At 67.1% G+C, this 19,362-nt stretch carries 20 protein-coding genes; 6 read left to right on the plus strand and 14 right to left on the minus strand.

Features of this window, described 5'->3' with window-relative positions; genetic code table 11:
- Positions 1 to 286: 286 nt before the first annotated feature.
- From PIGHUM_RS17645 to PIGHUM_RS17655, 3 genes are read right to left on the minus strand one after another with little or no spacing between them, the layout of a single operon-like run.
- Complete coding sequence (locus PIGHUM_RS17645; protein WP_124080981.1) at positions 287 to 655, minus strand: hypothetical protein; 369 nt, start codon at positions 653 to 655, stop codon at positions 287 to 289.
- A 3-nt stretch (positions 656 to 658) separates the two neighbouring features.
- The gene (locus tag PIGHUM_RS17650; RefSeq protein ID WP_124080983.1) at positions 659 to 1,090 is read right to left on the minus strand and encodes a DNA polymerase III subunit chi; all 432 of its coding nucleotides are present in this window, start codon (positions 1,088 to 1,090) and stop codon (positions 659 to 661) included.
- A 4-nt stretch (positions 1,091 to 1,094) separates the two neighbouring features.
- Positions 1,095 to 2,603 carry a leucyl aminopeptidase gene (locus PIGHUM_RS17655; protein ID WP_124080986.1) on the minus strand — a complete coding sequence of 503 codons (1,509 nt, stop codon included), beginning with the start codon at positions 2,601 to 2,603 and terminating at the stop codon, positions 1,095 to 1,097.
- A gap of 76 nt (positions 2,604 to 2,679) precedes the next feature.
- On the opposite strand from PIGHUM_RS17655, the gene lptF reads away from it, so the two are divergent.
- The 3 genes from lptF to PIGHUM_RS17670 all read left to right on the plus strand — a co-directional run bounded on the left by lptF (position 2,680) and on the right by PIGHUM_RS17670 (position 5,419).
- Entirely contained in the window at positions 2,680 to 3,759 is a 1,080-nt protein-coding gene (lptF, locus tag PIGHUM_RS17660) for an LPS export ABC transporter permease LptF (protein ID WP_124080988.1), read from the plus strand.
- Positions 3,760 to 3,919: 160 nt separating this feature from the next.
- On the plus strand, positions 3,920 to 4,867 hold the full coding sequence (locus PIGHUM_RS17665; RefSeq protein ID WP_124080990.1) for a CysB family HTH-type transcriptional regulator: 948 nt from the start codon (positions 3,920 to 3,922) through the stop codon (positions 4,865 to 4,867).
- A gap of 162 nt (positions 4,868 to 5,029) precedes the next feature.
- Positions 5,030 to 5,419, plus strand: coding sequence for a DUF2325 domain-containing protein (locus tag PIGHUM_RS17670; RefSeq protein WP_124080992.1), 390 nt, complete (start codon positions 5,030 to 5,032; stop codon positions 5,417 to 5,419).
- On the opposite strand, the gene PIGHUM_RS17675 is transcribed toward PIGHUM_RS17670, so the two are convergent.
- Positions 5,385 to 6,071 carry a C40 family peptidase gene (locus PIGHUM_RS17675; RefSeq protein ID WP_246013294.1) on the minus strand — a complete coding sequence of 229 codons (687 nt, stop codon included), beginning with the start codon at positions 6,069 to 6,071 and terminating at the stop codon, positions 5,385 to 5,387. The genes PIGHUM_RS17670 and PIGHUM_RS17675 overlap by 35 nt on opposite strands.
- A 156-nt stretch (positions 6,072 to 6,227) precedes the next feature.
- Between PIGHUM_RS17675 and PIGHUM_RS17680 the strand changes: the two genes are divergently transcribed.
- Both PIGHUM_RS17680 and PIGHUM_RS17685 read left to right on the plus strand, forming a co-directional pair.
- Positions 6,228 to 6,635, plus strand: a complete 408-nt coding sequence (locus PIGHUM_RS17680) for a GlcG/HbpS family heme-binding protein (RefSeq protein WP_124080994.1) — start codon at positions 6,228 to 6,230, stop codon at positions 6,633 to 6,635.
- A gap of 29 nt (positions 6,636 to 6,664) precedes the next feature.
- A complete protein-coding gene (locus tag PIGHUM_RS17685) occupies positions 6,665 to 7,990 on the plus strand; it encodes an MFS transporter (RefSeq protein WP_246013295.1) in 1,326 nt (441 codons plus the stop codon).
- Here PIGHUM_RS17685 and PIGHUM_RS23950 read toward each other — a convergent pair.
- The 3 genes from PIGHUM_RS23950 to PIGHUM_RS17695 form a co-directional block, all read right to left on the minus strand.
- Positions 7,971 to 8,129 (minus strand): hypothetical protein, encoded by a 159-nt coding sequence (locus PIGHUM_RS23950; protein WP_160142334.1) that lies wholly within the window; start codon positions 8,127 to 8,129, stop codon positions 7,971 to 7,973. The two genes, PIGHUM_RS17685 and PIGHUM_RS23950, sit on opposite strands and share 20 nt — an antisense overlap.
- 103 nt (positions 8,130 to 8,232) lie before the next feature.
- A complete protein-coding gene (locus PIGHUM_RS17690; RefSeq protein ID WP_124080996.1) occupies positions 8,233 to 9,765 on the minus strand; it encodes a fumarate hydratase in 1,533 nt (510 codons plus the stop codon).
- Between the two features lie 64 nt (positions 9,766 to 9,829).
- Entirely contained in the window at positions 9,830 to 10,468 is a 639-nt protein-coding gene (locus tag PIGHUM_RS17695; RefSeq protein WP_124080997.1) for a YqhA family protein, read from the minus strand.
- 267 nt (positions 10,469 to 10,735) lie between these two features.
- Here PIGHUM_RS17695 and acs point away from each other — a divergent pair, with 267 nt between their 5' ends.
- Positions 10,736 to 12,712 (plus strand): acetate--CoA ligase, encoded by a 1,977-nt coding sequence (acs, locus tag PIGHUM_RS17700; RefSeq protein ID WP_124080999.1) that lies wholly within the window; start codon positions 10,736 to 10,738, stop codon positions 12,710 to 12,712.
- Positions 12,713 to 13,120: 408 nt separating this feature from the next.
- On the opposite strand, the gene PIGHUM_RS17705 is transcribed toward acs, so the two are convergent.
- From PIGHUM_RS17705 to lhgO, 7 genes are read right to left on the minus strand one after another with little or no spacing between them, the layout of a single operon-like run.
- Positions 13,121 to 14,572, minus strand: a complete 1,452-nt coding sequence (locus PIGHUM_RS17705; protein WP_124081001.1) for an aldehyde dehydrogenase family protein — start codon at positions 14,570 to 14,572, stop codon at positions 13,121 to 13,123.
- Between the two features lie 29 nt (positions 14,573 to 14,601).
- The gene (locus PIGHUM_RS17710; RefSeq protein WP_222929276.1) at positions 14,602 to 15,429 is read right to left on the minus strand and encodes an alpha/beta fold hydrolase; all 828 of its coding nucleotides are present in this window, start codon (positions 15,427 to 15,429) and stop codon (positions 14,602 to 14,604) included.
- Positions 15,420 to 16,208 (minus strand): SDR family NAD(P)-dependent oxidoreductase, encoded by a 789-nt coding sequence (locus tag PIGHUM_RS17715; RefSeq protein ID WP_124081003.1) that lies wholly within the window; start codon positions 16,206 to 16,208, stop codon positions 15,420 to 15,422. Before PIGHUM_RS17715 ends, PIGHUM_RS17710 begins: the two co-directional genes overlap by 10 nt.
- A 56-nt stretch (positions 16,209 to 16,264) precedes the next feature.
- Positions 16,265 to 17,251 (minus strand): tripartite tricarboxylate transporter substrate binding protein, encoded by a 987-nt coding sequence (locus PIGHUM_RS17720; RefSeq protein ID WP_124081005.1) that lies wholly within the window; start codon positions 17,249 to 17,251, stop codon positions 16,265 to 16,267.
- Between the two features lie 44 nt (positions 17,252 to 17,295).
- Entirely contained in the window at positions 17,296 to 17,592 is a 297-nt protein-coding gene (locus PIGHUM_RS17725; protein WP_124081007.1) for an antibiotic biosynthesis monooxygenase family protein, read from the minus strand.
- Positions 17,593 to 17,649: 57 nt separating this feature from the next.
- Positions 17,650 to 18,063 (minus strand): cupin domain-containing protein, encoded by a 414-nt coding sequence (locus PIGHUM_RS17730; protein WP_124081009.1) that lies wholly within the window; start codon positions 18,061 to 18,063, stop codon positions 17,650 to 17,652.
- Between the two features lie 60 nt (positions 18,064 to 18,123).
- A complete protein-coding gene (lhgO, locus tag PIGHUM_RS17735; protein WP_124081011.1) occupies positions 18,124 to 19,362 on the minus strand; it encodes an L-2-hydroxyglutarate oxidase in 1,239 nt (412 codons plus the stop codon).

Genomic DNA, 19,362 nt, shown 5'->3' on the forward strand with positions numbered 1-19,362 from the left:
GAGCCGGGCAGCGACGCCGGTCCCGCTGCGCGGGACTTCCCGTCGCCGGAACGCCGGCCGGGGCGGGCGCAGAACTCGCGCGGGGACAGTCCCCCGGACTGTCCCTAATGCCGCGCTCGAACAGCTGCGCCCTTGCTTCCCCGTCCGGCGCCCCGGCGACGGCGGCCCCGGATGCCCGGCTCCCGCGCGCCGCCGCGAAGACGGCCTCCGGTGATGTCATGCATCGGGCAGAAGAGCAGGCGACTCAAACCGAGGGCGTCTGCAGGGTGTTGGGATACCTGCGGGGCTACCTTTTCGCCTCTAGCCGGATCATCTCTTTCTGTACCGCTTCGTCGACCATGCGGGCGAGTTCGGCATGCAGGCTGTCGGCGATGTCGTCGAGGGCGCGGGCGGCGGCGGTTTCCAGGGCGGCGCGCATGCGGGTCTTGAGGAGCGGTTCGACGCGGTCGAGCAGGTCTTTCAGGACCTCGGCGCGCACGGATTCGAACTGGGCTTCGAGGTCGATGGCGGCTGCGGCCTGGGCGGGAGCTGCGGACGCGGTCGGCGCGGCTGGCGTGGCCGGTGCGGCGGGCCGCAGGGGCGGGGGCGTGAGGTCGAGGACCTCGGTCAGCAGGGGGACGCCGGGGTCGTCGCGCAGGGAGTGGGGGGCTGGCATGCTTTAGGGTAGCTGTTGGCGCGACACGTCGTGGCGCACGATGGTGTGGCCGCATTCCTGGTAGAAGCGCCAGCGGTCGCGGGCGGCTTCGCGGTCGGCCACGTCGTTGGAGACGACTTCGATCACGCGCCGGAAGCGGGTGTAGATGGGCGGCCAGGCGTCGTCCAGGTTCACCAGCCAGTCGTGGTGCGGCGTGGCGGCGTCGGAGGCGGTCAGGATGACGGGAGTCTGCGCCGCGAGCGGATCGCTGACGCGCACGTGCGGGATGAAGGAGATGTCGTCCAGCGCCCAGAGCATTTGATCGAATGCGTTCAGCCGCCCGCCGTCGCGGCAGAACACCACCAGCTTGTGGCCCGCCTGGTGATGGCGGGCGACGATCTGGCAGGCGGTGCGCAGGCGGTCGGGGGCGCTGAACGCGAAGTCGATCTCGGTCACGGGCTCAGACCAGCGACAGCAGGTATTGCGTGAGCAGCGGGACGGGACGGCCGGTGGCGCCCTTGTCCTTGCCGCTGCGCCATGCGGTGCCGGCGATGTCCAGGTGCGCCCAGCGGTACTTCTTGGCGAAGCGCGACAGGAAGCACGCGGCCGTGACGGCGCCGGCGGGCGGGCCGCCGATGTTGGCCATGTCGGCGAAGTTGGACTTGAGCTGCTCCTGGTATTCCTCGTCCAGCGGCATGCGCCAGACCGGGTCGAGCGCCTGGCGCGACAGCGTGATCAGAGCATCGGCGAGCGCGTCGTCGTGGGTGAACAGGCCCGAGTTCAGGTGGCCCAGCGCGGTGACGCAGGCGCCGGTGAGCGTGGCGATGTCGATGACGGCGGCGGGCTTGAAGCGTTCGACGTAGGTCAGCGCGTCGCACAGGATGAGGCGGCCTTCGGCGTCGGTGTTGAGGATCTCGACGGTCTGGCCGGACATGGTGGTGACGACGTCGCCGGGCTTGTTGGCGCGGCCGCTGGGCAGGTTCTCGCACGTGGGCACGACGCCGATCACGTCCAGCGGCAGATCCAGTTCGGCCACTGCGCGCAGGGTGCCGAACACGCTGGCCGCGCCGCACATGTCGTATTTCATCTCGTCCATGCCGGCGGCGGGCTTGATCGAGATGCCGCCGGCGTCGAAGGTGATGCCTTTGCCGACCAGCACGATGGGGCCGGGGCCGGCGGCCTTGCCGCGGCCGGTGGCCTTCTGCCTGGCGCCTTCGTGGCGCAGCACGATGAATTTGGGCGGCTCGTCGGAGCCGCGGGCCACGGAGAGGAAGGAGCCCATGTTGAGCGCCTCGATCTGCTTGCGGTCCAGCACCTCGACCTTGAGCTTGTGGCTGCGGCCCAGCTTGCGGGCGGTGTCGCCCAGATAGGTGGGGGTGCAGACGTTGCCGGGCAGGTTGCCGAGATCGCGCGCCAGCGTCATGCCGTTGGCGATCGCGCCGCCTTCGAGCAGGCCGGCGTCGGCCTGCTTGGCGTCGCCGCGCGCGACCGCCAGGGCCAGGCGGGCCAGTTTCGGGCGGTTGGACGCGTTGCGGCTGCTGAAGGTGGCATCGAAACGATAGGTAACATCGCCCGCGGCGATGGCGGACAGGCGCGCGCGGGTGCGCATGTCGGCCGCCTGCATGGGCACGGCGGCCAGGGCCGATACGGCCTCGGCCACGCCCAGGCCCGCTGCGACCGCCAGCGCGGCGCGGCTGGCCGCGGCCAGCGCTTTGGGAGAATAGGCATCGGGCGCGCCCAGGCCCGCCAGGATGACGCGCTGGGCCGCGACGCCGGACAGGCTCCTGAGCACCAGCGTCTCGCCCGTCTTGCCCTTGAAGTCGGTCTTCGCCGCCGCGCGCACGGCCCCTTGAGCAGCCTGGTCCAGGGCGTCGGCAGCAGGCGTGAGCATCCCGTCGGCGAACACGCCGACCACCAGCGCGGCGGTCTTGATCTTCTCGGGGGCGGAGGTCTGTGTGCTAAAGTCCATGCGCGATTCTTCCTGTATGTAGTCGCGAGATCGTCAATTATCCCGCAGATGCGGGTCCCTCGCACAGGCCAGCACCGTGTCCCTGTTTCAACGCTCCGTCAAAGACGAGCTGTCCAGCCATGCCAGCGTCGTATTCTCCACGCTGGTGGTCGTGTGGGGCAGCGTGCTCATGGTGCGCCTGCTGGGCGAAGCGGCGGCGGGCAGGATAGGCGCGGACGTGGTCATGGGCATCGCCGCCTTCTCGTCCATCAATGCCTTGCCCACCATCATCGGTGTCTCGGTGTTCATCGCGGTGCTGACCACGGTCACCCGCAACTACCGCGAATCGGAAATGGTCGTCTGGTTCGCCAGCGGCCTGAGCCTGCTGGACTGGATCCGGCCCATCCTGCGTTTCGCCATTCCCTCCGCGGCCCTGGTGGCCGTGCTGACGCTGGCGGCGTCGCCCTGGGCGCAGCGGCAGATCGCCGATTACCGGCTGCGCTACGAGCAGCGCTCCGATGTGTCCAAGGTCACGCCGGGGCAGTTCCTGGAGTCGAGCGGCATCGACCGCGTGTTCTACGTGGAGTCGGCCAGCAACCCGGTGGACCGCGTCAACAACATCTTCGCCCGTTGGCTGGAGAACGGCAGGCTCAATATCCTGGTCTCGGGAACGGGCCAGATCGACGAGCATTCCAATGGCGATCGCTTCATGGTGCTGGGGTCGGGCCATCGCTACGAGTTCGTGCCGGGCACCCCGGAGTTCCGCCTGACGAGCTTCGAGAAGTACGGTGTGCGGATGGAAAGCAAGGCCGGGCCCCTGGGCGACGACTTGTCCACCAAGGCGCGGCCGACCATGCAATTGCTGCGCGACGGCGGGCCGGGCGCCGCCGGCGAGCTGCTGTGGCGGATAAGCATGCCGCTGCTGGCGATCAACCTCGCCTTGCTGGCGATTCCGCTGGGCGCGGTCAATCCGCGCCTGGGGCGGTCGGGCGACGTGGTCATCGCCTTGCTGGTGGCGCTGTTCTATCTCAACATGGTCAACCTGGCCAAGGCCTGGGTGAACAACGGCAAGCTGGATTTCTTCGTGGCGATGATCGGCCTGCACGGCTCGGTCGCGCTGTTGACCGCCGTGCTGCTGCATTTCCGGCTTCGGGTAAAGAAGCCCAAGGCGGCGTGAGACGCCCGGCTTCCGACCGCCGGCATGCGGGCGAGGCCAGGCCCCGCATGCGATATGCTAATTACTAAATATAATAAGTAGATTGGTGCATATTACATTATGATCTAATGCTGCCGGCTTCCGTTCGTCGGAGCCGGCGGCCATCATAGTGAAACGCACCATGAACCTGCAGCAATTCAAATTCGTCCGTGAAACCGTGCGCCGGGACTTCAACCTGACCGAAGCCGCGCGCATGCTCTATACCTCGCAGCCCGGGGTGTCCAAGGCCATCATCGAGCTGGAGGACGAACTGGGCGTCAAGATCTTCGAACGCCACGGCAAGCGCATCAAGGGGCTGACCAAGCCCGGCCAGGCCGTTTCGCAGATCGTCGATCGCATCATGCACGAGGTCGACAACCTCAAGAAGGTCAGCGACGAATATGCGCGCCGCGACGAAGGCGGCCTGACCATAGCCTGCACCCACACCCAGGCCCGCTATGCCTTGCCGCAGGTCATTCCGGCATTCCGCCAGCTCTTTCCCAAGGTCCACCTGACCCTGATCCAGGGCAGCCCCGGCCAATTGGCCGACATGGTGCTCAACGAGCAGGCCGACCTGGCGGTGGCCACCGAGGCGCTCGCCCTGACGCCGGGCATGGTCACGCTGCCCTGCTATACCTGGGAACACGTGGTCGTGGTGACGCAGGAACATCCACTGGCGCAACTGACTTCCTCGCAGGCTAAAAAGCTCACCCTGGCACAGTTGGCGCAATACCCCATCATCACCTACGACCGCGCCTTCGCCGGCCGCGGGGCGATCGACCAGGCCTTCAGCGCCGAAGACATCCATCCCGACTTCGTGCTGGAGGCCATCGACGCGGACGTCATCAAGACCTACGTGGAGCTGGGGCTGGGGATAGGGATTATTGCGGGGGTGGCCTACGATCCGCGGCGCGACAGCAGGCTCGTAGGCCTGCCGGTGGGGCGGCTGTTCGGCGTGCACACCAGCCGCCTCGGCATGAAATCTGGCACCTTCCTGCGCGACTACGTCTATACCTTTGTGGAATTGCTGGCGCCCAGCCTGACCCGCGACGTGGTGCAGGAGGCCATCAAGCCCGCCGAGAAGGGCTGACGGAGCGCGGGCCGCCTGCCGGTGCAACGGGAGATTTGTCTTTTTCCTATCCGACCGGAGGTATCGATCATTTTATTCAAATGATAATCCGTATCATTCTTATTGACTCTATAACGAGAATGATTATCATTTGTTCATTCGTTCGATATCACGGAGAACACCATGGCTGTCAGCGCAGTCGTCGTCGGAGCGGACCGGCTCGGCAATATTCCGGACCTGCTGAAAGGGCACAACATCGCCATCACCCATCACATCAGCGGCCGGGATCCCGCGCACCAGAAAAAGACGCTGCAACTGCCCTCGGGAACGGAACTGCTGATCCTGCTCACCGATTTCCTGGGGCACAACGTGATGAAGGCCTTTCGTCAGGCCGCGCAGCGTTCGGGGATACAGGTCGTCGCCTGCCGGCGCTCGGTGTGTTCGATGCAGCAGGCCCTGGAGAACTGTGGCCTGTGCGGCGCGCAGCCGGGCGAAGCCTGCGCCCGCGGCGCCCGCCAGCAAGAGGTCAGCGTGAGGCTTATTCGGCAGAAGCCAGGCGCCGTGCGCCATTGAAGCGCTTCTTCCAGTAGGCCAGGTCCATGCTTTCGATCCGGACGACTCCCCCCGTCGAGGGGGAGTGGACGAAGCGGCCGTCGCCCAGATAGATGCCTACGTGCGAGAACTTGCGGCGCAGCGTGTTGTAGAACACGAGGTCGCCGGGCTGCAGGTCGCCCAGCGCGATGGGCGAGCCGACCCGGCTTATTTCCTCGGCCCTGCGGGGCAGCTTCAAGCCGAGGACTTCGCGGCTGACGTAATTGACCAGGCCGCTGCAATCGAAGCCCGCGTCGGGCGACGAGCCGCCGGAGCGGTAGGGGATCCCGAGGTAATTCAGCGCGTAGGCCGCCAGTTCCGCCTGGCTGGCCGCTGCCGTATCGTCGGGCGTCTCTTCCTGCCATTGTCCTGACAGGATCTTTGCCGGGTCGGCTTCGAACCGGTTGGGCAGGGCAGGAACGGGAGAGAAGTCTTTCCAGGACGGAACCGGATGGGAGGGAAGGCTGTAGCGTGCCGTGCGGCTGGCCGGTGCAGCCTGATCGGCCTTGGCCGCCTGATCGACCGTGGCGGGCTGCGTGGCGCACCCCGCCAGCGCCGCCAAGCCCAGCACCGCCATGGCATGCTTGCCCGCTTTGGCGAGGCCTACGTATTGGATGAAGGGCTTTTTTTCCATGCGTGGCGACGGCATCTGACGCGTATTGATGCAAAAGTGGCGCTAAGATACATGTTTAGGGGTGTTTCGGTCAATGCACTTGTGCACGCGCGGGCATGAATCCGGCGCGCCGCCGTCCTACAATCCGGGGTTTCCTCCCCAACTAGGATTCTCTTCATGAAGACCAAGCATGTGCTGACCGCCGAAGACGTCAAGAAGCTTCTGGCCGCCGCGGAAGCGGAAGCCGTGGCGAACAACTGGGCCGTATCCATCGCGGTAGTGGACGACGGCGGCCATCTGCTGGGTATGCTGCGCCTGGACGGCGCCCCGCCGATCTCCGCGCACATCGCGCCGGCCAAGGCCAATACCGCCGCGCTCGGCCGCCGCGAGTCCAAGGTCTATGAAGAAATCGTCAACGGCGGCCGCGCGGCCTTCCTGTCCGCACCCGTCCTCCAGGGCATGCTGGAAGGCGGCGTGCCGGTCACCGTCGAAGGCCAGGTCATCGCGGCCGTCGGCGTCTCGGGCGTCAAGTCGAACGAGGATGTCCAGATCGCCCGCGCCGGCATCGCCGCGCTCGGCATCTGAGCCGGAACGGGTCCGCACAGGGCGCCGGGATGCCGGTCCGCTTCATGCGCGGCGCGCTCAACGAGGGCGTGCGGCCGCGCGAGGTTCTGGCCTGGGCGCTCTATGACTTCGCCAACTCGGGGTACACGACGGTCGTCCTGACGGCCGTCTTCAATGCCTATTTCGTCAGCGTGGTCGCCCGCAATGCCGAGTGGGGCACGCTGGCCTGGACGGCGGCGCTGTCGTTGTCCTATCTCATCGTCATGCTGGCCATGCCGGGCCTGGGAGCCTGGGCCGACGCGCGCGCCGGCAAGAAGCGCCTGCTGGCGGCCAGCACCATAGGCTGCGTCGCCGCCACCGCCGCGCTGGCGCTGGCCGGACCGGGCAGCCTCTGGATCGCGGTGGCCGCCATCGTGGTCTCCAATGTCTGCTACAGCATAGGCGAATCGGTCATCGCCGCCTTCCTGCCGGAATTGGCGCGCCCGCAGGCCCTCGGCAGGGTATCGGGCTGGGGATGGAGCTTCGGCTACGTGGGCGGCATGCTCACGCTGGGCCTGTCGCTGGCGATCGTGCTCGCAGCCCAGGCGGCGGGTCGTCCAGCCACCGACTTCGTGCCCTGGACCATGCTGGTCACGGCGGCGGTGTTCGCCGCGGCGGCGGTGCCGGTGTTCATGTTCCTGCGCGAACGGGCACAGCCGCAGGACGCGGTGCGGGCGGTGCCCGGCCCGGGCGCCGTCCTGCGCCAGCTGGCGGCCTCGTGGCGCGGCGCGCGCGCGTTCCCCGATTTCCGGATGCTGCTGGTCTGCGGCGTCTTCTACCAGGCCGGGATAGCGGTGGTCATCACGCTGGCCGCGGTCTATGCCGAACAGGTCATGCAGTTCGCCCAGGCGCAGATCATGATGCTGGTATTCCTGGTCAACATCGCGGCGGCGGCCGGAGCGTTCAGCTTCGGCTTCGTCGAAGACCGCATCGGCCACAAGCCCGCGCTGGCCGTGACGCTGGCTGGCTGGATCGCCATGGTGCTGGTGGCTTTCTTCGCCACCAGCCCGGCGGGCTTCTGGGTGGCCGCCACGATCGCCGGCCTGTGCATGGGATCGAGCCAGAGCGCCGGCCGCGCCATGACGGGAGCCCTGGCGCCCGTCGCCCGCCTGGGCGAGTTCTTCGCCCTCTGGACTTTCGCCACGCGCCTGGCTTCCATCATCGGTCCTTTGACCTACGGCATCGTCACCTGGGCCACGGCCGGCAACCACCGCCTGGGCATACTCTCGACCGGCGTGTTCTTCGTGATCGGGCTGGCGGTACTGGGCCGCGTCGACATGGCGCGCGGCGTGGCGCGAGGGCGCGCCGCCGGGGCGGTCAGCCCTTCAGGTAGTTGAGCAGGCCCAGCACCAGGGCCGTGGCAGGCACCGCCGAGGCGGCATACCATTTCACGTAGCCGATCTCGCGGGCAACCGAGTCGATCTTGGTGTCGAGACGGTTTTCCATCGTCAGCGCGCTGAACAGTTCGATATGCACGATGGCATCCTGCGGAAATAGTAGAGCAGGACGCCATCGTGGACAATTCGGCCCGGCGCGGCATTCCTCCCTGGGACGGCCGTGTCCTGTCCGACCGGGCCGGTTACGCTTCCACGACGGGGATGTTGGCCAGTTCCGAGATCTTGGCCTGCCAGACCTTGGGGCCGGTCTGGTGGACCGACGTGCCGGTCGAATCCACCGCCACCGTCACCGGCATGTCCTGCACGTCGAATTCGTAGATGGCTTCCATGCCCAGGTCGGCGAAGCCGACCACCTTGGCGCCGCGGATGGCCTTGGACACCAGGTAGGCCGAGCCGCCCACGGCCATGAGGTAGGCCGACTTGTGCTTGCGGATGGCCTCGATGGCGGCGGGGCCGCGCTCGGCCTTGCCGATCATGGAGATCAGGCCGGTCTTCTCGAGCATCATGTCGGTGAACTTGTCCATCCGGGTGGCGGTGGTGGGGCCGGCGGGGCCGACCACCTCGTCGCGCACCGGATCGACCGGGCCTACGTAGTAGATGACGCGGTTGGTGAAGTCCACCGGCAGCTGCTCGCCGCGCGCCAGCATGTCCTGGATGCGCTTGTGGGCGGCGTCGCGGCCGGTCAGCATCTTGCCCGACAGCAGCAGGGTCTGGCCGGGCTGCCACGAGGCGACTTCCTCCTTGGTCAGGGTGTCGAGATCCACGCGCTTGGACTTGTTGTAGTCCGGCGCCCAGTGCACGTCGGGCCACTCGTCCAGCGACGGCGGGGTGAGGATGGCCACGCCCGAGCCGTCCAGCACGAAGTGCGCGTGGCGGGTGGCGGCGCAGTTCGGGATCATGGCCACCGGCTTGGAGGCCGCGTGGGTCGGGAACATGTTGATCTTGACGTCGAGCACCGTGGTCAGGCCGCCCAGGCCCTGCGCGCCGATGCCCAGCGCATTGACCTTCTCGTAGAGCTCGATGCGCAGTTCTTCCAGCTTGTTGGCCGGGCCGCGCTGCAGCAGCTCGTACATGTCGATGTCGTCCATCAGCGACTGCTTGGCCATCAGCATGGCCTTCTCGGCCGTGCCGCCTATGCCTATGCCCAGCATGCCCGGCGGGCACCAGCCGGCGCCCATGGTCGGCACGGTCTTGAGCACCCAGTCCACCAGCGAGTCGCTGGGGTTGAGCATGACGAACTTGGTCTTGTTCTCGGAGCCGCCGCCCTTGGCCGCGACCTGCACGTCGACGGTGTTGCCGGGCACCAGTTCGACGCTCAGCACACAGGGGGTGTTGTCGCGGGTGTTCTTGCGCTCGAACTGCGGATCGGCCAGCACCGAGGCGCGCAGCATGTTGTCCGGATTCAGGTAGCCGCGGCGCACGCCTTCGTCGCACAGCTCCTGCAAGGTCCTACAGGTGTCGAAGCGCACGTCCATGCCGATCTTCATGAACACGTTGACGATGCCGGTGTCCTGGCAGATCGGGCGCTTGCCTTCGGCGCACATGCGCGAATTGGTCAGGATCTGCGCGATGGCGTCCTTGGCGGCCGGGTTCTGCTCGCGCTCGTAGGCGCGCGCCAGGTGGCGGATGTAGTCGACGGGGTGGTAATAGCTGATGAACTGGATCGCGTCGGCGATCGACTGGATCAGGTCTTCTTCCTTGATGACGGTGGACATGAGCACTCCGAAAAAAGTGGAAGGCGCGGGCATGGCTGCCGCGCCGCGTGGTCGGCCGGGCGGTTCAGTGCCCCGGATGGTCCTGCGAGAGCATGGGGGCCATCAGGCGATCGCAATAGGCGATCGCCATTGCGGACAGCAGGAAGGCCAGGTGGATGCCGGTCTGCGCCAGGATGGTCTTGGCGTCGTAGTGGGCGGCGTTGATGAAAGTCTTGAGCAGGTGGATGGACGAGATGCCGATGATGGCCGTGCCCAGCTTCACCTTGAGCACCGATGCATTGACGTGCGAAAGCCACTCGGGCTGGTCGGGGTGGCCTTCCAGGTGCAGCCGCGAGACGAAGGTCTCGTAGCCGCCGACGATCACCATGATGAGCAGGTTGGAGATCATTACCACGTCGATCAGGCCCAGGACCACCAGCATGATGGTGGTCTCGGTGAGCTTGGTCGGCACCGCGGCCGGCGCGGCGCCCGGAACCACGGGCATGACCGCCTCGGCCAGCATGGCGATGGCGTGTTCGTTGCCGAAGGCGGCTTCGATCAGGTGTACGAGCTCGACCCAGAAGTGATAGACGTAGACTGCCTGGGCCACGATCAGCCCGAGATAGAGCGGCAGTTGCAGCCAGCGGCTCATGAAGATGAGCTTGGGCAGCGGCCGCAGGGGTTCCGTCCGGGGCAGGCCGGCGTGCGAGGGAGGGAAGGACATGTTCTGCTGAGAGCGCGACGTGCGATATATCGGGACGGCACGAATTGTAAGCCAAGGCCGGGCAGCGCCATTTCTGCTGCATTGCAGCGCGAACTCCACGCCAAGTTTCGGTAACCTACTCGTCTCAGCCACCACTTAACCCACCCACCCCCTCTCGCGCCGATCCAGGGCGCCGCGGATCCGGCTCCACCGGTCCGCCAGCGCCGCCCCCTTTAGGGGGCCCGCGAAGCGGGTAGGGGGTGGGCTTCCCCTATAGGACGCAAGGCGATGTCTACCATCGATTCTGTTCTGACCGAAACGCGTGTTTTCCAACCTTCCGCGGCGTTCGTCCAACAAGCGAACATCTCGGGGCCTGCCGCCTACCAGGCCTTGTGCGAGGAGGCCGAACGCGATTTCGATGGGTTCTGGGGTCGCCTGGCGCGCGAGCACCTGCAGTGGAGCAAGCCTTTCACCAAGGTGCTCGATGAAAGCGATGCGCCGTTCTACAAATGGTTCGGCGATGGCGAGCTGAACGTCTCGTACAACTGCCTCGACGTCAACCTGGCCAACGGCAACGCCGACAAGGTCGCCATCATTTTCGAAAGCGACGACGGCACGGTCACCAAGGCCACCTACCGCGACCTGCATGCGCGCGTGTGCCGCTTCGCCAATGGCATCAAGGCGCTGGGCTACAAGAAGGGCGACCGCTCCATCATCTACATGCCCATGTCCATCGAGGCCGTGGTCGCCATGCAGGCCTGCGCGCGGCTGGGCATCACGCACTCGGTGGTGTTCGGCGGTTTCTCGGCCAAGAGCCTGCAGGAACGCATCGTCGACGTCGGCGCCACGCTGATCATCACCGCCGACGAGCAGGTGCGCGGCGGCAAGACCATCCCGCTCAAGCCCGCGATCGAAGAGGCGTTCGCCATGGGCGGCTGCGACGCCGTGAGCAAGGTGATCGTCTATCGCCGCACCGGCGGCGCCGTGGCCTGGAACGATGGACGCGATCTCTGGATGCACGACGTCGAGCAGGGCCAGCCGGACACGTGCGAGCCCGTGCAGGTCAACGCCGAGCATCCGCTGTTCGTGCTCTACACCTCGGGCTCGACCGGCAAACCCAAGGGCGTGCAGCATTCGTCGGGGGGGTATCTGCTGTGGGCGGCGCTCACCATGAAATGGACTTTCGACCTCAAGCCCAAGGATGTCTATTGGTGCACGGCCGACGTGGGCTGGGTCACCGGCCACACCTACATCGCCTACGGCCCGCTGGCGGCCGGGGCGACGCAGATCGTGTTCGAAGGCGTGCCGACCTACCCGAACGCCGGCCGCTTCTGGGAAATGATCCAGAAACACCGCGCCACCATCTTCTATACCGCGCCTACGGCGATCCGCTCGCTGATCAAGGCGTCCGAGGCCAATCCCGACCAACATCCCCGGAAGTACGACCTGTCCAGCCTGCGGCTGATCGGCTCGGTGGGCGAGCCCATCAATCCGGAAGCCTGGATGTGGTACTACACCAATGTCGGCGCAGAGCGCTGCCCGATCGTCGACACCTGGTGGCAGACGGAGACGGGCGGGCACATGATCAATCCGCTGCCGGGCGTGACCGGCTTGAAACCCGGTTCATGCACCAAGCCGCTGCCCGGCATCTTCGCGGCCATCGTCGATGAAACCGGCGGCGACGTGGAGCTCGGCAAGGGCGGCTTCCTGGTGATCAAGCGCCCCTGGCCGGCGATGATCCGCACCATCTGGGGCGATCCGGAGCGCTTCAAGAAGAGCTATTACCCCGAGGAGCTCGGCGGCTATTACCTGGCCGGCGACGGCGCCAACCGCGATGCCGACGGTTATTTCTGGATCATGGGCCGTATCGACGACGTGTTGAACGTCTCCGGCCACCGCCTCGGAACGATGGAAGTCGAATCGGCGCTGGTCGCGAACCCGCTGGTTGCCGAAGCCGCGGTGGTCGGCCGTCCCGACGACCTGACCGGCGAGGCCGTGGTCGCCTTCGTCGTCCTGAAGGGCGCGCGGCCGGACGACGCGAAGGCGGCGGAAATCGCCAAGGAATTGCGTAACTGGGTGACCAAGGAAATCGGCCCCATCGCCAAGCCCAAGGAAATCCGCTTCGGCGACAACCTGCCCAAGACGCGTTCCGGCAAGATCATGCGCCGCCTGCTGCGGGTGGTGGCCAAAGGCGAAACGGTTACGCAGGACGTCTCCACGCTGGAGAATCCCGCCATTCTCGAACAGTTGGGCAAAGCGCTGTGAGCCGGTAAGATGCACGCTATTGGTGCTTTCGTGGCAGGCTTTTAAAGGCTGTTTGCACCATCTAGGGGTGAATACCTAGTGTCACATGAGTAATAGCGGTGCAGAATATCGTCATGCAGTGGAGGAGACAAAACCCCTGCAGTCTTTAGAAAAACAAAACGCCCGAGCGGCCGATGCCAAAGTAGCATCGGCCGCTCGCGGCTATAGAAATACTCCCGAATTCCGGTTCTTCTCCGCTGTACTTCTTCCTTTTGCAGTCTGCTCTGCAATTCTCCATCCATTGCCCCGCTGAGCCTTTCCAAGCCGCCGCGCCTGGTCCGGTTCGTTTCCGCCCGTTTCGCCGCGCTGTCCGGCTCGTCGAATGCCGGGGCGAACGGCGCGTCCGCTGCCCCGGGAACGTTCACGAAGCTACCAGTCGAAGCGGATCGCAGCCATCTTGGTGCGCGTATAAAAGCGCAGGCCCTCCACTCCCTGCTCCTTGAAAGGCGAGCCCGATTCCTTAAAGCCGCCGAAAGGCTGGTGCACGTCCCAGCCGGACGTGGGCAGGTTGATCCCGACCTGGCCCGTGTCGGCGGCGTCCAGGAAGCGCTGGGCATGGCGCAGGCTGGAGGTGAACAGCGCTGCCGACAGTCCGTAGTCCGAATCGTTGACCGCCGCCACGGCCTCGTCGAACGACGCGACGCGCCGTATCGCCAGCACCGGGCCGAAGACTTCCTCGCGCCAGAGCGGCATGTCGGCGGTGACGCCGGTGACGATGGTGGGCTGGACGAAGCAGCCGTGCGCATAGGCCTCGCCGTCGGGCTGGCCGCCGCCGAGTTCGATACGGCCGCCATGGGCGCGGGCCTTGTCGATATGGGCCAGCACCTCCGCCTGCTGGCGGCGGCTGACGACCGGGCCGAGCTGGGTGCCGGGATCCAGGCTGGCGCCCAGCCTGAGCGCGCCGGCGGCGGCGCGCAGGCGCTCCAGCAACGCGTCGTGTACGGTTTCCTCGACGATGACGCGGCTGGTGGCCGTGCAGCGCTGGCCGGCCTGGCCGAACGCCGCGGCCGCCAGCGTGGAGGCGGCCAGGTCCAGGTCCGCATCGGCCAGCACGACCGTGGCGTTCTTGCCGCCCATCTCGGTTTGCAGCCGTACGGTGCGGCCGGCCAGCTTGCGTGACAGGCCCAGGCCGACGGCGGTCGAGCCGGTGAAGGTGACGCCCGCCAGGCGCGGATGGGCGATCACCGCTGCGTCGAACGTGGCGTGATCGGCGATGACGGTGTTCAACACGCCGGCGGGCAGCCCGGCCTCGACCAGCGCGCGCACCAGCAGGTCCGCCGCCAGCGGCGTCTCGCGCGCCGGCTTGAGCACGACGGTGCAGCCCGAGACCAATGCCGGGCCGAGCTTGCGCGCGGGCGTCAGCATGGGGTCGTTCCACGGCGTGATCATCGCGATGACGCCTACCGGCTCCGTCATGGCCAGGCCCCGTGTGCCCGGGCGGGCGTCGGCGATCAATCCGCCGCTGGGCATGCGCGCGGTAGCGGCGTAGAAATCGAGGAAGTCGGCGCTTTTCTCGACTTCGACGGTGGCTTCGGCTAGGGTCTTGCCGTTTTCCCGGGCCACCACGCGCGCATGTTCGTCACGCCGCTGCCGCAGCAGCGCGGCAGCCTTGGACAGGACGGCGGCGCGCGCCACGGGCGAGGCGGCTTTCCAGCCCGGGAAGGCCTCGATCGCCGCGTCCATGGCGCGATCGACCTGGCTGCGGCTCATCAGCCGATAGCGCGCCAGCACCTCGCGCACGTCCGACGGGCTGGTGTCTTCGGCCCAGTCGCCGTGCTCGCCGGGGGCCCACTCGGCCCCGATTCGATATTGCAGTTCCATTGGTCTTTCCAGTCGGGTGCGGTCTCGGGTCAGGCGGAGATATTCGCGAAGAAGCGGCGGACGATGCCGGCGCATTCGTCAGGATGCGTCGCGGCGACGTGATAGGAATCGCCGGGCAGGACTTCGAGCACGGAGCCGGGTATGGTCTCTTGCCAGGCGCGGACCGTATCCACGCTGCCCAGTCCCGAGCCGGTGGTGGTGATCACCACCGTCGGGCATGCGATGCGGGGGACGTCGGCCGTGGCATCGACGGTCGGCACCATCTGCAGGAAGGCTTCCAGCGTCGAGGCCGGGGTGCGCGACATGAGTTCGACCCACCAGTCTATGGCGGCGGGCGGCAGCGAGCTGCCGAGCCGGCCGGCAGTCGTGTCGCGGACCCACCATTCCACGCCGCGCTCGCGGATCTGGCTGCGCCAGGTCGGCGCCCGTTCCGCGAACGAGGTCAGCGAGATCGGCGCGCCCACCGCGGCCACCGCGGCGACGCGCTCGGGGTAGCGCGCCGCCAGGTGCAGCGCCAGCGTCCCGCCTATCTTGCCGCCCACCAGGAAGACGCGCTCCAGATCGAGCCGGTCCAGCAGGCTGATGATGTCCCGGCCCAGTCCGTCGAAGCGGTACGGATAGTCGCCCGCCATCGGCGTGGAACCGCCATAGCCGCGCAGGTCCGGGCGGATCAGCACGTGGCGGTCGGCCAGGTGGGGCACCCACTGCCGGAATGCCTCGCCGCTCTCCGCCAGGCCGTGCAGCATCACCACCGGCTCGGACGGCCCCCAGGGGCGGACGTAATCGTCCACGCGGACGGCCAGCTCGCAGTCGTCGCCGATGCGCACGCGAGCGGGTTGATTGCTTGTCAGATGCACCGTGTGCCTCCTCCGTCGATGTTGATGCAGGTTCCCGTGATGAACGAGGCCCGTTCCGAGCACAGGAAGGCGACCATGCCTGCCACCTCTTCTGGCTGGCCCACGCGGCCCAGGGCGACCGAGGCAATGGCGGCGTCGTTGGCCGAATCGGAGTCCTGGCCGCTCAGCGCCGCGCTTTGCGACACCAGGGTGTTCCAGCGCGAAGTCTGGACAGGGCCGGGATTGACGCCGGTGACCAGAACGTTGTCGGGCGCGCATTCTTCGGCCAGCGCCAGCGTGAAGTTCAGCAGCGCGGCGTTGACCGCGCCGCCCGTCAGGTAGGCGGCGCGCGGCTGGTGTCCGCTGCGGCCGATGATGTTGACGATGCGGCCCCACCGCCGCTCGCGCATGGCGGGCAGCACGTTGCGGGCCGAACGCACATAGCCCAGCAGCTTCAGGTTGAGGCACTTTTCCCAGATGGCGTCGGGGGTCGCCGACAACGTGCCCATCGGCGACGAGCCGGCATTGTTCACCAGGATGTCGATGGGCCCCAGGGCGTCGCGTGCCGCATCCATGACGCGGTCGATGGAGGCCGGGTCCATCATGTCTCCCGCGCACGCGAGCACGCGTCCGCCCGTCTGGCCGACCAGCTCCTGCGCCGCGGCCTCGGTGCGCCGGGCGTCGCGCGCAACGATCATGACGTGCGCGCCTTCGGCCGCCAGCTCGGCGGCCACGGCCCGGCCTATGCCCAGGCTGCCGCCGGTGACTACGGCGACTTTGCCGTTCAAACTCAGATCCATGGATGTGTTCCTCATGCGCGCGGCCCGGCCGGGCCGCGCGGTTGCCTGCGCAGGGGTCAGTCGGCGCGCGCGCCCGACACTTTGATGATCTCCACCCACTTCGTCGTTTCGTCGGCGATGAAGCGGCGGAAGGCGTCTCCCGAAAGCGTGCCGGGCTCGGCGCCCAGGTTCTCGAAACGCTTCTTCACGTCCGGCGCCTGCAGCACTGCCTCCACGTCGGCCTGCAGCTTGGCCAGCACCGCCGGGGGCGTCTTGGCGGGCGCGACCAGCCCGAACCACGCGCTCGCCTCGAAGCCGGCGAGCCCGGATTCGGCGATGGTCGGCACGTCCGGCAGGGCCTTGGCGCGCTGGGCTCCGGCCACGGCAACGGCATTGATCGATTTGGCGCGGATGTGCGGCAGCAGCGCGGGCAGGTTGTCGAACATCATCGGGATGTGCCCGGCCAGCAGATCGTTCAGCGCCGGCGCGGCGCCCTTGTAGGGCACGTGCACGATGTCGACGCCGGCCTTGCGTTTGAGCAGTTCGCCCGCCAGGTGGTTGGTCGAGCCGTTGCCCGACGAGCCGAAGTTGAACTTGCCCGGTTCCGCCTTGGCCTTGGCGATCAGGTCCGCCAGGCTCTTGGCGCCGGTAGAGGGATGGGTCACCAGGACGATGGGGACCGCCGCCACCAGTGCGACCGGCGCGAAGGCGGTGGCGGGGTCGAACGGCATGCTCGGGTACAGCGCGACGTTCGAGGTCAGCGGCGGCGAGGCGGTCAGCAGCAGGGTATAGCCGTCGGGGTCGGCCTTGGCGACCGCATCGGAGCCGACGTTGCCGCCGGCGCCGCCGCGGTTCTCGACCACGAATGCGTGGCCGGACCGTTCTCCGAGCTTCTGCGCCAGCACGCGGGCGATCACGTCATTCGATCCGCCGGGCGGGAAGGGCACGACGATGCGGACGGGCTTGGAGGGATAGGACGCGGTCTGCGCGATGGCGGCCGGGGCGGCGGCCGCCAGGAGGGCTGCGGCCAGGAGGGCGGCGCCGCGGCGCGGTTGCTGGATCATGAATGTTGTCTCCGATCGGATTGGTGGGTCGGTGCAGGGAAGGGTCAGGACTGGACCACGCAGACGCTGTGGTCGACGTGGGGCGCATCGACGAAGCAATGCCCGACCAGTTGCCGCCATTGCTGGAAACCTTCCGATTTGCGGAAACCCTCGGTGTGGTCTTCCAGCGTTTTCCATCGCAGCAGCACGCGGTAGCGCGCCGGGTTCTCTATGCCCCGCTGCAGCGACAGATCGATGAAGCCGGGCGCCTTGCGGAAGATGGGGAGCGAAGCCTGCACGGCCTGCTCGAACTCCTGTTCCAGGCCGGGCTTGATTTCCATGTCGGCAATTTCCAGAACCACGTTGTCACTCCTGTTCAAATCAATGGACGTCCGCACTGGGACGGAAAACGGAAAGGCTCAGTCCTTAGCCATCATGTCCTTGGCGGACAGATGCTCGACTTCTTCGTCGCTGCCCTCGAAGGTGCGCGTGACCTTCATCGAGGCGTAGATCCAGAGAATCTTCATCGGGACGTCGCCCTTGTTGCGGAAGGCATGGACCCTGTTGCCGGGGATGTAGGTGCTGTCGTATTGCTTGAGCGGCGTGATCTCGCCGTCGATCTCGACTTCGCCCACCCCTTCGAGCAAGGTGACCTGCTCATCACAGTTGTGCACGTGCAGCGGCGCGCCCTTGCCGACCGGATACACGCTGATGCCGGTGGTGAACTTGGCTTCGGGGGCGCTGAAGTGCGTGGCCAGCGGCGTGGTGACCACGCCGCCGCCGCGCTGGATCGGCTTGATGTCGTCGATGAGGAAAATATGGGCTTGGCTCATGGCGGTGTCCTGTGGGAGGAATATCGTGGGTGGGGCGTGAGGTGCGTGGCGCCGCTCTGGTCAATGTGCGCCGGCGGCCGCTTCGGCAGCCGGAGGTGGAACGGCCTCCCGGGCCAGCAGGCCGTCGAGGATGTGGCGGCCGATGGGAATCGCCGACGTCGCGGCGGGCGACGGGGCGTTGCAGACGTGGGTCATGCGGTCGGTCTTCTTGATCAGGAAGTCGTGGATCAGCTCGCCCCGGCGCGAGACCGCCTGGGCGCGTATGCCGGCGGGGTAGGGCTGCAGGTCGGCCACGGTCAGTTCCGGGCAGTACTTGCGGCATTCCTCCAGGTAGCCGGCGCGCGACATCGAATTCGAGAACTCGTGCAGGGCATTGCGCCATTGCCCGGGCAGCAGCTTCCACAGGCCGGGGAAGGTGGCGAGCTCCCAGAGATCCTTCAGGTCGACGCTGAACCTGGGATAGCCTTCCCGCGCGAAACCGAGCACCGCGTTGGGACCCACGGTGACGCTGCCGTCGATCATGCGCGTCAGGTGTATGCCCAGGAAGGGCAGCTCCGGGTCGGGAATGGGGTAGATCAGCGCCCGCGTCACGTCGTTCAAGGCGGGAGGCAGGCGGTAATACTCGCCGCGGAACGGCACGATGGCGAAATCCACGTCCAGCCCGGCCAGGCGGGCCATCCGGTCGGCCTGCGTGCCTGCGCACACGATCAACTGACGTGCACGCAGCGGTCCTGTGCTGGTCCGGACGTCGACGTGGCCGGCGCGCTCGGCGATGGCCGTCACGCGCGAGCCCAGCGTCACCTTGCCGCCTTGCGCGGTGAACAGCTCGGCCATCTTGGCGGTGACCTGGCGATAATTGACGATGCCGGTCGAGCGCACGAAGATCGCGCCCTGGCCGCTGATGCGCGGCTCCCTGCGGCGCAGCTCGGCCTCGGACACCAGCTCGCAGTCGAGGCCGGCCTGCAGGCCCCGCGCATACAGCGCCTGCATGCGTTCCATCTCGCGCTCGTTGGTGGCCACCAGCAGTTTGCCGCAGCGTTCGTAGGCAATGCCGTGCTCATCGCAGAAGGCGTACGTGGCGGCGCTGCCTTCCTTGCACAGGCGCGCTTTCAGGCTGCCTGGCGCGTAATAGATGCCGGCGTGGATCACGCCGCTGTTGTGCCCGGTCTGGTGCGCGGCGAACGACTGTTCCTTTTCCACCAGCATGACGGTGGCGCCGGGTTCCGATTGCAGGATCTGCCAGGCTACCGAGCAGCCGACGATCCCTCCTCCTACCACCACGAAATCGTACGTTGGCAT

Origin of the sequence: Pigmentiphaga humi, assembly GCF_900606115.1 — a bacterium.
Lineage (GTDB): Bacteria > Pseudomonadota > Gammaproteobacteria > Burkholderiales > Burkholderiaceae_B > Pigmentiphaga > Pigmentiphaga humi.